The 12,821-nt window shown below is 65.6% G+C and carries 14 protein-coding genes; 7 read left to right on the top strand and 7 right to left on the bottom strand.

Annotation, left to right across the window (positions count from 1 at the left end; translation table 11 throughout):
- From ACUZUJ_RS06145 to ACUZUJ_RS06170, 6 genes are all read left to right on the top strand, one after another.
- Positions 1-429: a hypothetical protein gene (locus tag ACUZUJ_RS06145; protein WP_458220109.1), complete on the top strand. Its 429-nt coding sequence runs from the start codon at positions 1-3 to the stop codon at positions 427-429.
- Between the two features lie 136 nt (positions 430-565).
- Positions 566-1,441 carry a DUF2628 domain-containing protein gene (locus tag ACUZUJ_RS06150; protein ID WP_049446394.1) on the top strand — a complete coding sequence of 292 codons (876 nt, stop codon included), beginning with the start codon at positions 566-568 and terminating at the stop codon, positions 1,439-1,441.
- Between the two features lie 55 nt (positions 1,442-1,496).
- On the top strand, positions 1,497-1,751 hold the full coding sequence (locus ACUZUJ_RS06155) for a hypothetical protein (protein WP_430345169.1): 255 nt from the start codon (positions 1,497-1,499) through the stop codon (positions 1,749-1,751).
- 143 nt (positions 1,752-1,894) lie between these two features.
- Positions 1,895-2,287: a hypothetical protein gene (locus ACUZUJ_RS06160; protein ID WP_049446392.1), complete on the top strand. Its 393-nt coding sequence runs from the start codon at positions 1,895-1,897 to the stop codon at positions 2,285-2,287.
- A gap of 210 nt (positions 2,288-2,497) precedes the next feature.
- Complete coding sequence (locus ACUZUJ_RS06165) at positions 2,498-4,720, top strand: methyl-accepting chemotaxis protein (RefSeq protein ID WP_049446482.1); 2,223 nt, start codon at positions 2,498-2,500, stop codon at positions 4,718-4,720.
- Between the two features lie 166 nt (positions 4,721-4,886).
- Positions 4,887-5,255, top strand: coding sequence for a glycine zipper 2TM domain-containing protein (locus ACUZUJ_RS06170; RefSeq protein WP_014646414.1), 369 nt, complete (start codon positions 4,887-4,889; stop codon positions 5,253-5,255).
- 129 nt (positions 5,256-5,384) lie between these two features.
- On the opposite strand, the gene ACUZUJ_RS06175 is transcribed toward ACUZUJ_RS06170, so the two are convergent.
- The 5 genes from ACUZUJ_RS06175 to ACUZUJ_RS06195 all read right to left on the bottom strand — a co-directional run bounded on the left by ACUZUJ_RS06175 (position 5,385) and on the right by ACUZUJ_RS06195 (position 11,065).
- Positions 5,385-6,512 carry an ABC transporter permease gene (locus tag ACUZUJ_RS06175; RefSeq protein ID WP_049446390.1) on the bottom strand — a complete coding sequence of 376 codons (1,128 nt, stop codon included), beginning with the start codon at positions 6,510-6,512 and terminating at the stop codon, positions 5,385-5,387.
- Positions 6,509-7,696, bottom strand: a complete 1,188-nt coding sequence (locus tag ACUZUJ_RS06180; RefSeq protein ID WP_049446388.1) for an ABC transporter permease — start codon at positions 7,694-7,696, stop codon at positions 6,509-6,511. The genes ACUZUJ_RS06175 and ACUZUJ_RS06180 overlap by 4 nt, the downstream gene beginning before the upstream one ends.
- Positions 7,681-8,694, bottom strand: a complete 1,014-nt coding sequence (locus ACUZUJ_RS06185) for an HlyD family secretion protein (RefSeq protein ID WP_049446385.1) — start codon at positions 8,692-8,694, stop codon at positions 7,681-7,683. The genes ACUZUJ_RS06180 and ACUZUJ_RS06185 overlap by 16 nt, the downstream gene beginning before the upstream one ends.
- Positions 8,687-10,093 (bottom strand): TolC family protein, encoded by a 1,407-nt coding sequence (locus tag ACUZUJ_RS06190; protein ID WP_101765148.1) that lies wholly within the window; start codon positions 10,091-10,093, stop codon positions 8,687-8,689. Before ACUZUJ_RS06190 ends, ACUZUJ_RS06185 begins: the two co-directional genes overlap by 8 nt.
- A gap of 78 nt (positions 10,094-10,171) precedes the next feature.
- The gene (locus ACUZUJ_RS06195; protein ID WP_101765149.1) at positions 10,172-11,065 is read right to left on the bottom strand and encodes a LysR family transcriptional regulator ArgP; all 894 of its coding nucleotides are present in this window, start codon (positions 11,063-11,065) and stop codon (positions 10,172-10,174) included.
- A gap of 106 nt (positions 11,066-11,171) precedes the next feature.
- On the opposite strand from ACUZUJ_RS06195, the gene ACUZUJ_RS06200 reads away from it, so the two are divergent.
- A complete protein-coding gene (locus ACUZUJ_RS06200; RefSeq protein ID WP_049446381.1) occupies positions 11,172-11,786 on the top strand; it encodes a LysE/ArgO family amino acid transporter in 615 nt (204 codons plus the stop codon).
- On the opposite strand, the gene map is transcribed toward ACUZUJ_RS06200, so the two are convergent.
- Positions 11,783-12,565 carry a type I methionyl aminopeptidase gene (gene map / locus ACUZUJ_RS06205; RefSeq protein WP_197622032.1) on the bottom strand — a complete coding sequence of 261 codons (783 nt, stop codon included), beginning with the start codon at positions 12,563-12,565 and terminating at the stop codon, positions 11,783-11,785. The genes ACUZUJ_RS06200 and map overlap by 4 nt on opposite strands.
- Positions 12,566-12,575: 10 nt before the next feature.
- Positions 12,576-12,788, bottom strand: coding sequence for a ParD-like family protein (locus ACUZUJ_RS06210; protein ID WP_005415768.1), 213 nt, complete (start codon positions 12,786-12,788; stop codon positions 12,576-12,578).
- Positions 12,789-12,821: the final 33 nt, after the last annotated feature.

Raw genomic sequence — 12,821 nt, forward strand, 5'->3', positions numbered from 1 at the left:
ATGGAAATGGATGAAGAATTTCTTGAGGTAAATGACATTGATTGGTTTGCGGTTGGTGCTGATGGGTGTGTTTGTCATTTTGCTACGGGAGGGCGTGGTGTCGTTCCGAGCCAGGTTGCGTCGTCCATCGAGAGCTGGCAATTGGCGTGTGACTATATTTACTCGCTTCCTGTTTGCTCGGGCGTCATCGTGGTTGAAGAGAGTTTGCCTGATTTCAGTGGACTCGCTCAGCGCGAGGCCTATCTTCGCTCTTTCCTTGAAATGGCGAGTCGCGGGATTTTTAGCCATGACGTAAGTGGGGATGGTTATCGCCTTATCGCCAAGCCGGAGCTTGCGATTCGCGAAGACGACCTCCCCGAGCGTGTTCGAAATCATATTCCAAAGATCGCCATCGGTTCGGGCGATGATCTGCTTCATTTGATGCGCTGAATGCGGCTTTTGTGGGAGTGTGTGAAACGGGTAGTCGATGCAGGGCCAGGCAATTGATCGGCTACCCGGTTGCCCCGCCAGAATAGTCAACCCTTTGAATAAGTATCAGCGTTTTTTGAATGAAGAATCAGAACGAATGAAGATCGAGCCCGCTTTTAGTCGCGCTGAAATTGGTGTGGAGCGAGACGCAGACTCGGCCGCTGACGAGCCAAGTGAAAAGAGTGCACTGGAGATTTTGGTTAGGGACCGGTTCTCTACTTATTGCCGTTTCTGGAGCCTGGACGACGCTGCCGGAAGGGCGCCAAGGCGATGGAACTGGCCGGCATTCCTGTTCTCGTCACTCTGGTTCTTCTTCCGGCGCATGCATGCGTGGGGAGCGATCTGGTTCATCCTTTCGCCGTTGATGATGACCGCCTTCGTACTGATGGGGCTGCCGTGGTTGTCTTTGCTTTCTTTCGTGGTGTTTCGCGTGCTTGCTGGAATCCTGGCGAATCCGCTGTACCTGGCGCACTGTCGAAGGATTGTCCGCAAGGTTGATGCCGAGCATCGCGGGGCACATCGGCGGCACCTTGAACTGCAGAAGGCTGGCGGTGTCAGCTACACAGCTCTGGTGATCGCCTTGGCGGTAACGGCCTCACAGAACACCCTGATCAATCTGATCGTCCGTTCGCTATCAGAGCCAACGCCCACGCAGTCTGCTGTGTACGTGGCGGCGAACCCGCCGGATCTGCCGGACCCGCAGATAGAGGAAGCAGAGCGGGGGGCGTACCAGGAGCAAATGCGTGCAATCGCAATGACGGCGTGGCCAGCGGGCGTTCCAACCGAGGGCAATGCCTGCATTGTCGAGTTGCGTTTGGCGCCACCAGGTCAAGTGCTGGAGGCCAATGTCCTGGAGCCGTGTACGTTGAACGACGCCCAACGCGAGATGATGCTGGGTGAAATCAGGCGCACGGACTTCACGATCGAGGGGAAGATGCGGTTCTTCAACCGGCATACCCTCATTGGATTGTGATCGCTGACATCCGGCGAGAGTCGCTCTGGAAATGGGGCATGCAGGGAGATTATTGGTGAAAGAACAGCTCTTGACGATCGAGGAAGCCTACATGGCGATGTTCTACTTCCTCCAGATCGACTATTCCCGCGGCCCCAGCGATGAGATCGGGGGGCTGCTGGGTTCACTTGGCTGGAGTCTTAAGGAGGATCGAAGCCCCACGGATCCAGGTGCGTGGGAGGACTGGTTGGACGCGGTGAGAGCGTCCATGGGGAACAGCGAGGAGGGCATAAAGGATATGGGTGCTACCTACACTGATCTGAAGCGGTAGCCGGATTATTGCGAGCTCCCATGGGTGAGGTGGGCAGGGGCAGTCCGTATGAATCAGGAATTCTTCAGGACAGAAATGAAGCCGAAGACGAAAGCGGCCATGCCGAGTCATGAAGCTGTTGGCTTCAGAATGATGGTTCGATAATGAGCATTTCGCTGTTTCTGGAAGTCGAAGCCGGTGCCGACCTGGGCGCCGTACTGCACGCCCTGGATTCAATCCAGGCCGAGCACTCCGACGGTGCTGACGGTTTGCATGGATATCTTCCAGTGTCCAACACCGGCTTCGGGTTCGGCATCGTCGACCCGCCGGAGGCGCTCGTAGCGGAAGGGATTGAAGCCGAGTGGCAGGTGGGCCTGCTCGGCTCGTTTCATTTCCGCGCGAGCGGGTTTGAAAGCACCTGGGAGGAAATCTGCCGCTTCACAAAGCGCTACGCCGCGACGTGTGGGTTTCGATTTGTGCTCTCGTTCCAGTTCGAGAGCGTCTATGCGGCAAGGCTCGGAAAGGATCTGGTCTTCCCGGGGCCTGCTGCACCGTAATGCCGGATAGCGGGGGGGCAGTCCCCGGCCTGATCCCATTCGCGCTACCCGTGGCGATATACCTTATGGATATAACGCCTTCATGGGTCGTCTGATTTCACATCTGTCTGCACAGTTCCAGAGTTTTGGATCGATATAATAATATCGACCCATAAAGTTTCCCCTGCCTGCGCCGCCATCGATCGTACGGCCATGATCAAGGGAATTGAGATGCTCGCCTTACGCAACCTCCGAGTGGGATCCCGGCTGGGTGCCGGGTTTGGACTGCTGCTGCTGTTCATCGTGGCCATCGTCGGCCTGGTGCTGTACGGGAATCACCTGAAGTCCGCCCAGTTCGAGAAAGTGGTGGACGTCAACATGGTGAAGATGCGGCTGTTGAACGACATGCTGGATACCAACAACGCAGTGTTGATGCACCGCCGGCTGATGGTGATCAAGCGTGGCGAGGATTTCGACAAGGATTATCAGAAGGCGCAGGAGCTGTCGCGGACCTACGACGGTATCTGGGCCAAATACATCAGGATTCCACGCGACGCCACCGGCGATGCCCTGGTTGCGAAGATCGACGCGGCACGCAAGGCGACCGATGCCTCCACCCAGCATCTTCACGAGCGCATGAAGGCGGGTGATTTCGACGGCGCGGCCAAGGAACTGCTCGCCGAGCATGGGCTGGCAACCGCATGGAACGAGGCCATCTCGACATTGCTGCGGCATCAGGAAGCGCTGACCGCGCGCAGCCGAGAGGAATACCGCGCCACGGAAGCGTGGACGGGAACCCTGTCCATCGCCTTCGGTGTGCTCAGCCTGATTCTCGGCGCACTGGCCGCGTGGGCCATCACCCGCAGCCTGACCCGTCCGCTGGAAGGGGCGGTGAAGCTGGCCGATGGCATCGCCAACGGGCGGCTGGACAGCAGCATCGACGCCTCCGGCAATGATGAGGTAAGCCAGTTGCTCCGGTCGATGCAGCGCATGCAGGCGCAGCTGCAGTCGGTGATGGCGGCGCAGGGTGAGCTGGCGCGCCAGCACGATGCGGGCAGCCTCAGCTACCGCATGGACGAGAGTGCCTTTCCCGGCGACTACGGGCGCATGGTGCATGAGACCAATGCGCTGGTCGGCTCGCACGTGCAGGTGCAGAACCGGTTGATCGAGGTGATGAAGCACTACGCCCGTGGCGACCTGTCGGTGGACATGGATCCGCTGCCGGGCGAGAAGGCGGCGATCACCCAGGCCATGGACGAGACCAAGACCAGCCTGTCGGCGATCAACAGCGAGATCCGCCGGCTGGCGACGGCAGCGGCGGCGGGCGATTTCAGCCTGCGCGGCGATGAAGATCGCTTCGCCTATGATTTCCGCGACATGGTGACCGGGCTCAATCGCCTGATGCAGACCACCGACGAGAACCTGGTGCAGGTGTCGACCCTGCTGCAGGCGATCTCGCGCGGAGACCTGACCGTGCGCATGCAGGGCGACTTCCATGGCGTGTTCGCCCGCATGCGTGATGACTGCAATGCCACCGTCGACCAGCTCAAGCAGATTGTCGGCCGCATCCAGTCCAGCGCGTCCAGCATCAACCTGGCGGCAGGCGAGATCGCCTCGGGCAACACCGATCTGTCGCGGCGCACCGAGCAGCAGGCGGCGAACCTGGAAGAGACGGCTGCGTCGATGGAGGAGCTGACCTCTACCGTGAAGCAGAACGCCGAGCATGCCCGCCAGGCCAACCAGCTTGCCATCGGCGCGCACGGTGTCGCCTCGCAGGGCGGCGAGGTGGTCGGACAGGTGGTCACCACGATGTCGGCCATCGAAGCCTCGTCGAAGAAGATCGCCGAGATCATCTCGGTCATCGACGGTATCGCCTTCCAGACCAACATCCTGGCGTTGAACGCGGCGGTGGAAGCTGCGCGCGCCGGCGAGCAGGGCAGGGGCTTTGCGGTGGTGGCCAGTGAGGTGCGCACGTTGGCCCAGCGCTCGGCCGGTGCGGCCAAGGAGATCAAGGGCCTGATCGAGGATTCGGTCGGCAAGGTCGCCGATGGATCGGCGCTGGTTCGCCAGGCTGGCACCACGATGGGCGAGATCGTGGCGTCGGTGCAGCGCGTGACCGACATCATGGCCGATATCTCCGCCGCCTCGCAGGAGCAGAGCTCGGGCATCGAACAGGTGAACCAGGCGGTGGTGCAGATGGACGAGACCACGCAGCAGAATGCGGCACTGGTGGAAGAGGCCAGTGCAGCGGCACGCTCGATGGAAGAGCAGGCCAACCTGCTGGCCGAGGCGGTTTCGGTGTTCCGCACGGGTGCGGCGACGGCGGCGGCGGTGGCACGCCCTGCATTGGCAGCGGTAGCTGCGACGGTCACTCCAGTGCGTCGGCCCGCTGCGCTTTCACCCCGCATCGAACCGACACTGGCGGCCAACGCCGGTGGCTGGGAAGAGTTCTAGCAAGGCAGCACGCCGGTAGGGAGACGGCGCCCATCACGATGGCTGATCGTGATGGGCGCGGATTTTCTTCCTGAACGCGCGATGGCCGATGAGGTGGCGGACACGCGCATTTCACTTCCGGTTGCCAACCGCGGGAGGACACTTGCGCCATACCGGAACTCAGGAGATGGCCATGAAGACCTCGACCCGACTGCTTGTGCTGGGCACCCTGCTGGCGGCTTCGTCGGTAGCCGGTGCACAGACCTACGGGCCGCGCGATGAAGGACGCCGATTCAACGATGGCAGCCGCGTGGTCTGCAAGAACGTGGAAGTGCAGCGCAACTCGCGCGATCCCAACCGCATTGCCGGTACTGCCACCGGCGCGGTGATCGGTGGCCTGCTGGGCAACCAGGTGGGCGGCGGCAATGGCAAGAAGCTCGCTACCGTGGCAGGTGCTGTTGCCGGTGGTGCGGCCGGTCGCCAGATCCAGGGCAACAGCCAGCAGAAGAACGGCGACCGCGTGGTCGAGCGCCGCTGCGAACGCGTCTATCGCTGATCGATCGCTGCCAGACCCCGTTTTCCCCTTCCACATCGCAGCACTCGAACGCCGGCCCCGCGCCGGCGTTCTTCGTTGCAGGAAAAGGGGACGGAGGGGATTAAGTCGCAATCCCCCCCAACCGGCCGCTTACGACTTAATCCCCTCCGTCCCCTTTTTTGCGAGGAGGCGCCAGGTGGCGAGGCTGCCGTAGAGCAGCAGCAGGGCGGTGAGGGTGATCAGTTCGTGGCTGACTTCGGCCAGGCTGGTGTCCATCTGGTTCAGGCGCACCATCAGGTTGATGCCCGAGGTGGTCGGCAACAGCTGCGCCAGCCAGACCAGCGGTTGTGGCGTCATCACCGCCGGCCACGACAGGTTGGCCAGGAAGAACAGCGGGATCGAGGTGGCGATGATGTACTGGAAGGCGCGTTCGCGGGTGCGGAAGAAGCTGCCGACGAACAGGCCGAAGGCCACGGTGGCGGCGATGAACAAGGTGCCGCCCAGCAGCTGGCCCAGCGGGTTGCCGCCGCGCGGATAGTCCTGCACCCAGGCGGTGAAACCGGCGTAGTAGAACAGGCCAAACAGGCCGATCAGGCCGAAGCCCATCGCCATGCCGGCCAGGGTCGGCAGGTCGAAGCGCAGGCGCCGGCCGAGCGCGAGGCGGCGGCCGCCGAGCAGGACGCCGATGCCCATCAGCAGCGTCTGGTGCACGATCAGCTCGGCCACGCCGGGCACGATGGCGCTGCCATAGCCTTCCTGCGTGTTGTACAGCGGGCGCTGCACCAGGGTGACCGGTGGTGCCTGCGGTGCGCCCATGAAGGCGGCCTGGCCGACTACCGCCTCACGCCCGAACGCGCCCAGTGCATCGGCCACGCTGCCCAGCACCCAGCTGGCACGCCCCAGGTAGGCGCCGTTGCCGAGCAGCACCAGCTTGGCCGGGTGGCCGCGCAGGATGTCGCGTTCCAGGTTGGCCGGGATCAGCACGATGCCTTCGGCGTGGCCGGCTTCCAGCTGCTGGCGGGCACTGTCGATGTCTGCCGGTTGCCCGACCACGCGTGCCACCCGGAGTGCATCGAACTTGCGCAGCAGCTCACGGCTGGTCGCGCTGTGGTCTTCATCCACCACCAGCACCGGCAGGTTGCCGGCTACCTGGTGGCGGTATGCGGCCGGGTAGAAGAACGAGTACAGGATCACCGCGCCGACCATCACCACGATCGCATAGCGGTCGCACAGCACCGCCATCAGGGTCTGCCGCAGGCTGCGCCAGAGTGCGCTCATGCGTCGGCCCCTGCCGGTTGCGCGGCGGCAGGCGTACGCGCAAAGGCGATCAGGCGCAGGCCACCGATGCCACCGGCCACCACTGCCATCAGCAGCAGCGTGGCCAACGGCCATACCGAAACCTGCAGCGGCGAACCGATGAACTGCTGCTGGGTCTGCAGCTTGATGTAGGCGCTGAGCGGCAGCAGCTGATGCCAGATGCGGGTGAACAGGGGGCCATCCAGCACCGGGAAGGTGGCGCTGGAGAACGCCAGTGCGGTGCCGATGCTTAGGCCGACCGCGGACAGCGCGGTGCCCATGTCGCGGGTGACGCCGACGAAGAACAGCGCGTAGGCGGCCGTGGCCAGGTAGAACAGCGGCTGTGCGAGCAGCAGCAGGAGCACGCTGCCCGCCACGCCATCGCCGCGCAGCCAGGCCAGGTAGCCGATGCCGAGTGCGCCATACACCGAGAACAGCAGGATGTACGGCGCGACCTTGCCGGCAATCGCCAGCCACGGCGTGCGGCCCAGCCAGGCGGGCAGGGTACCGTCGCGGATCTCGCGGCCGAGGCTGCCGGCCACCGCAAGTGCCAGCACCAGCGACAGCACCGCGGGGAAGATCAGTGGCAGCAGGAACAGCTCGTAGCTGCGCGCCGGGTTGTACAGGATGTCCGATTGCACCGCGATCGGTGCCGCACGCAATTTGCCCGGACCGACCTGCAGTCCGATGCGCTCGCGCAGCAGGCGTGCGTTCCAGGCCGAGACCGCGTCGCCGATATCGCGCGCCGCGGACTGGCCGGTGGTCATGTAGGTGGCGTTGTAATAGGCGAACACCGTGCCCTGGCGTCCACGCAACGCCTGCCGGGTGACATCGCGCGGCACCAGCACGATGGCGAACACGTCCAGGCTGCGCAGTTGCGACCATGCGTCTTCCAGGTCCACCGGCTGGCTGGCGATGCGCACGCCGGGGCTGGCATCGAGCATGCGCAGCAGCAGGCGGCTGTCACTGCTGTGGTCGAGGTCGACCACAGCGATCGGGATGTCGCGCATCACCGAAGGGGTGAACATCCACGCCATCACCACCAGCATCAGCAGCGGCAGCAGGGTGACCAGCAGCAGGTCGGCGCGGTTGCCGCGCAGCGACCACAGCTCGCGCCGCCAGCTGGCGGCGAAGCCGCCGCGGCCGGGGCTCAGTGCTGGGGCCATGCGAACAGCACGCTCATGCCGGGGCGGAAGCCCTCGATGCGGCGTACCGGGCGCACCCGCACCTCGAAGCTGCGGACGTCGTAGCCGGACGACTGGCGGGTGGTCCGCCAGGTTGCATAGTCACCGGCCGGATTGATGAAGTAGACCTCGAATTCGCCATCCAGGCCGAGTGCCGGCACGCTGCCCTGCAGCTTGCTGCCGACCTTCAGGCCCTGCATCTGCGATTCGCGCAGGTTCATCGCCACCCACATGCGGTCGATGTCGACCAGGGTGAACACCGGGTAGCCGGCCGGCACCAGTTCACCCGGGTCGGCCATGCGCTTGTTGATCTCGCCGGCGACCGGCGCGCGCCCTTCCACTTCGACACGCGCGGCGTTGACTTCGGCTACCGCGCCCTGTGCCTGCTGCACCTGGCCCTGCGCGGCACGCTTGTCCTGCTCGCGTGCGCCGGCCAGGGCCATGTCGTACTGCGCGCGGGCGGCACGCGCCAGTTCACGCGAACTGGTGGCCTGGGCATGTGCTTCATCGCGCTTCTGCCGGGTCATCACCCCTTCGTTGAACAGGTTCTGCACGCGCTGGTAGGTGGCTTCAGCCAGCGTCGCACCGGCTTCGGCCCGCTTCCAGTTCGCTTCGGCAGCGCGGATGTCCTCGCTGCGCGCGCCTTCGTCGGCCTTGTCGGCCACCGCCTGTGCGGCGGCCAATGCGCCGTGCGCCTGCTGTTCCTTGGCGGCCACTTCGGGGCTGTCGAGCAGGAACAGCACCTGCCCGGGCTGCACGCGGTCACCCTCGCGCACCTTCAGCTCGGCCACGCGCGCGGTGATCTTGGCGGCCACGTTGATCGTGTCCGCATCGGCCATGCCCTGGATCTGGTCGCCCGGGCTGCGCCAGGCCAGCCACAGGCCGAGCACCACCACGACCAGCAGCACCACTATCAGGATCGGTCCCAACCGGCGCTTGCCCGGGGGCGTCGTCGCATCGTCGTGCAGCACATCACTCATGGTCGATCACCTCGTCCGCACGCCGCCGGAACTCTTCGAAACGGTCCATCTGTCCACTGACCTCCAGCAACTGTGCCAGCGCAATATCGTATTGGTAGGCGGCCTGTGCGCGCTCGACACGGGCGCCGCCGAGGCCGAGCCGCGCGTCGATCACATCCAGCGAAGTCGCCTGGCCTTCGCGGAACGCCAGCTCCTGCAGGCGCAGGTTTTCCTGAGCCTGGGCGATGCTGCTGTCGAGCAGAACGTACTGCTGGCGCGCGGTTTCCAGTTCGTTCCAGGCCTTGCGCACGCCCAGCGCGACCTGGTTCTCGGCCTCGCGCAGGCCCGCTTCGGCCTGGTCCTGCTGCGCACGCGCGGCGCTGATCTGCGCCGGCCGCGAGTTCGGCGACAGGAAGGTGTACTTCAGGCCGATGCCGAACGCCCAGTCCGGATCGGTCAGCATCTCGTCGCGGCGGCGGAAGTCGTACTGGCCGAAGGCGAAGATCTGCGGCTTCAGCTTGGCCTGCTGCACGCGCACGCCCTGTTCGGCCTGCGCCACCATCGCCCGCAGGCGTGCGATCTGCGGCTGGCGGGCCTGTGCGGTGCGCTCGAAGCTGGTCACCGGTTCCAGCGGCACGCGCTGCACGAACAGCGGCGACACCGGCTGCACCTCGCCACCACTGCGCAGCAGCGTGGCCAGCGCGGCCTTCAGCGTGGCCAGGTCGTTCACCGTCTTCTGGTATTCGCGCTCGGCCTTGTCGCGGGCCACGGTGGCCTGCAGGCGCTGCGCGCGGGTGGCGAAGCCCTCGCGTTCCAGCTTCTCTGCGTCGGACAGGTGGCGGTTGAGGCCATCACGCACGTCGCGGCGCACGTCCACCGCCTGCTCGGCCAGGCGCTGGCCGAAATAGGCCTGGGCCAGCTGCACGGTCAGCGATTGACGCTGTGCTTCGCGCTCGGCACTGGCCTGTTCGTGTGCGGCGCTGGCCGCACGTTGCGCGGCCGGAATCACACCGCCGGTGTACAGCGGCAGCACGGCGGTCACCACCGGGCGGGTACGCCAGTCGCGTTCGGTGAACGACAGCGGCGAGTCGATGCCATAGGCCTCGGCCACCGGTGCCAGCGAACCCAGTGGCAGGGTGAGGGTCTTCTGGAACTGCAGGCGGCGCACTTCGCCGGTGATTTCCGGCAGGCGCAGCAGACGCGTCGCTTCCTGCAGGTCCTGCTTGTTGCGCACGGCGGCGTCGGCGGCGGCCAGCGCATCGGAGACCTGTTCCAGGCGCTGCCGTGCCTGTTCCCAGTCCAAAGCCGGTGCATCGGTGAGGGTCTGCGCCGGCGCAGCCAGTGGCAGGCAGGTTGCCAGCGTCAACGCCAGCGCGGCCTTCGCGCGGTGCATCCTTGTACGTCGGCCGATCACGCCCATGCCGTCCCAATGGTGAAGAAGTGCGCAAACGGTAGTGCGCGCGGCGTGAAGCCCGGGTCTGCGATCATCGGTTTGTCCTCAACGAAGGGTGCCGCTGGCCGCAGTGCGCAGCGCCTGGGTGATGTGCTGCAGCGTGCTTGAGCGCACGGCGGCATGCTGCCAGTACAGCGGCACATCGAGCCAGCGGCGGGGTTCCAGTACCACCACGCGGCCGGCGCGCACGGCGGGCGCGACCAGGGTTTCCGGGGCCATGCCCCAGCCGAGTCCGCACGCGGCGGCTTCGACGAAACCGGTGGAGGAGGGCAGGTAGTGTAGCGGCGGCTGCAGCCGCGCGCGGGTCAGGCGCCGCACGAAGCGCCATTGAAGTTCATCTTTGCGGTTGAACACCAGCATCGGTGCGCGCGCCAGGGCTGCGGCCTGCATGCCGTCGCTGAAGTACTGGCGGGCGAAGCCGGGCGAGGCGATGGCGTGGTAGCGCATCGCGCCGAGCGGGTGCACGTTGCAGCCCTTCACCGGTTGGCTTTCGGCAGTGACCGCGCCGAGTACGCTGCCATCGCGCAGCAGCTGCAGGGTGTGGTCCTGGTCGTCCATGCGCAGGTCGAACAGGTAACCGTGGCGCTGGTGCAGGTCGGCGATGGCCGGCACGAACCAGGTATCGAGCGAGTCGTCGTTGACCGCCAGCGGGATCGGCGTGCGCGCAGCGTCGCTGCCACGCTCGGGCAGCAGCTCGGCCAGCGCCTCGGCTTCCAGTGCCTGCATCGGTCGTACCCGGCGCAGCAGTGCTTCGCCCGCGGTGGTCGGCCGGCACGGTGCCTGGCGCACGACCAGGACCTGGCCGAGCCTGTCCTCCAGGGCCTTGATCCGCTGCGACAGGGCCGACGGGCTGATCGACAGGCGGCGTGCCGCGGCCTCGAAGCTGCCTTCTTCCAGCACCGCAGCAAAGGCGGCCAGTTGCGGATGTACCAGATCCATGCCGGTGTCTCTTCAGTTTTCCTGCACAGGATAAAGAAAAATCAGTTTGTCTAAACAGTGGCGGCGGCCGCACCCTGCGCGTCCCCTCGCTGCCTGGCCTGTCCTGATGTGGATCGCCGCTACCGCCGCCGGCCTGTTCGCAGGTGCCGGCCTGATCATCGCCATCGGTGCGCAGAACGCGTTCGTGCTGCGCCAGGGCCTGCAGCAGCGCCATGTGGGCAGGGTGGTGCTGGCCTGTGCCGGCGCGGACATCATGCTGATCCTCGCCGGCGTCGGCGGCATGGGCGCGCTGGTGCTGCAGTGGCCGCTGCTGCTGCAGGTGCTGCGCTTCGGTGGCGCGGCCTTCCTGCTCTGGTATGGCCTGCAGGCGGGGCTGCGCGCATGGCGCGGTGGCAGTGCGCTGGCCGCCGCCGAGGCGCAGGGCGGCAGCGGACGGCAGGTGCTGCTGACCTGCCTGGCCTTCACCCTGCTCAACCCGCACGTCTATCTGGATACCGTGGTGTTGCTGGGCAGCCTGTCCACGCGCTACCCCGGTGACCTGCGCTGGGCGTTCGCCGCCGGTGCCTGCGCCGCCAGCGTGGCCTGGTTCTGCACGCTGGGCTATGGCGCGCGCCTGTTGCAGCCGGTGTTCCGCAGGCCGGGCGCCTGGCGGGTGCTGGATGCGGGCGTCGCGATCTTCATGTTCTGCCTGGCCACGCTGCTGCTGTTGCGTCCGCTCTAGGCCGCTTCCACCGCGCACAATGGCGTTTCGCCGGGGCGCAGGGTCAATACGCGCACGCCGCTGCGGGTAACCGCCACGGTGTGCTCGAACTGGGCAGACAGCTTGCCATCGCGGGTGTACACCGGCCATTCGTCCGGCTGCTGGCGGATGGCCGGCTTGCCCTGGTTGAGCATCGGCTCGATGGTGAACACCATGCCTTCTTCCAGCACCATGCCGGTGTTGGGATGGCCGTAGTGGAGGATCTGCGGATCCTCGTGCATCTCCTGGCCGATGCCATGGCCGCAGTATTCCTTCACCACGCTGTAGCCGTGGCTGCGTGCATGACGGGCGATGGCGTGGCCGATGTCGCCCAGGCGCGCGCCGGGGCGCACCGCGGCGATGCCTTTCCACATCGCCTGGTAGGTGGTCTGCACCAGCCTGCGCGCGGCGTAGTCGACCTCGCCCACCAGGTAGGTGGTGCTGGAGTCGGCGATGTAGCCGTTCTTCTCCAGGGTGATGTCGAGGTTGACGATCTGTCCGTTGCGCAGCACGTCGGTGGTGCTGGGCACGCCGTGGCAGATCACGTTGTCGATCGAGGTGTTGAGCACATACGGGAAGCCGTACTGGCCCTTGCTGGCCGGCCGCGCCTGCAGTTCATCGACGATCATGCGTTCGACGAAATCGTTGATCTCCATCGTGCTGCGGCCCTGCAGCGGCAGCCGGTCGAGCGCGGCGAACACCTGCGCCAGCAGGCGGCCCGATTCGGCCATCAGCGCGATCTCGTCGGGGCGCTTGATGATCGCCATCTGCTCAGACCTGCCCCGGTGCCAGCAGCGGCGGCTGCACGCCGGCCGCCCGCAGTTCGCTGGCGACGATGTCCTGGAAGCTCAGCGTGGGGTTCATCTCGCACAGCATGCCGACCCGGATCCAGAAGTTGGCCTGGGCATTGATCGAGCGGCTGGAGACGGTGCAGGCACGACGCAGCTGGTCGTGCAGGGTGTCATCGATGTTGACGATGCCCATGGGCGGTCCTGGAGGAGTGGATATACGAAGCGT

It is taken from the genome of Stenotrophomonas sp. S4, from assembly GCF_054187805.2.

Excerpts from the sequence above, each read along its gene's own strand:
- ACUZUJ_RS06145 (WP_458220109.1), top strand. The coding sequence starts at position 1 with ATGGAAATGGATGAAGAATTTCTTGAGGTAAATGACATTGATTGGTTT.
- ACUZUJ_RS06190 (WP_101765148.1), bottom strand. The coding sequence starts at position 10,093 with ATGGGCGTGATCGGCCGACGTACAAGGATGCACCGCGCGAAGGCCGCG.
- ACUZUJ_RS06180 (WP_049446388.1), bottom strand. The coding sequence starts at position 7,696 with ATGGCCCCAGCACTGAGCCCCGGCCGCGGCGGCTTCGCCGCCAGCTGG.
- ACUZUJ_RS06195 (WP_101765149.1), bottom strand. The coding sequence starts at position 11,065 with ATGGATCTGGTACATCCGCAACTGGCCGCCTTTGCTGCGGTGCTGGAA.
- ACUZUJ_RS06210 (WP_005415768.1), bottom strand. The coding sequence starts at position 12,788 with ATGGGCATCGTCAACATCGATGACACCCTGCACGACCAGCTGCGTCGT.
- ACUZUJ_RS06200 (WP_049446381.1), top strand. The coding sequence starts at position 11,172 with ATGTGGATCGCCGCTACCGCCGCCGGCCTGTTCGCAGGTGCCGGCCTG.
- ACUZUJ_RS06160 (WP_049446392.1), top strand. The coding sequence starts at position 1,895 with ATGAGCATTTCGCTGTTTCTGGAAGTCGAAGCCGGTGCCGACCTGGGC.
- ACUZUJ_RS06165 (WP_049446482.1), top strand. The coding sequence starts at position 2,498 with ATGCTCGCCTTACGCAACCTCCGAGTGGGATCCCGGCTGGGTGCCGGG.
- ACUZUJ_RS06150 (WP_049446394.1), top strand. The coding sequence starts at position 566 with ATGAAGATCGAGCCCGCTTTTAGTCGCGCTGAAATTGGTGTGGAGCGA.
- ACUZUJ_RS06185 (WP_049446385.1), bottom strand. The coding sequence starts at position 8,694 with ATGAGTGATGTGCTGCACGACGATGCGACGACGCCCCCGGGCAAGCGC.
- ACUZUJ_RS06175 (WP_049446390.1), bottom strand. The coding sequence starts at position 6,512 with ATGAGCGCACTCTGGCGCAGCCTGCGGCAGACCCTGATGGCGGTGCTG.
- ACUZUJ_RS06170 (WP_014646414.1), top strand. The coding sequence starts at position 4,887 with ATGGCCATGAAGACCTCGACCCGACTGCTTGTGCTGGGCACCCTGCTG.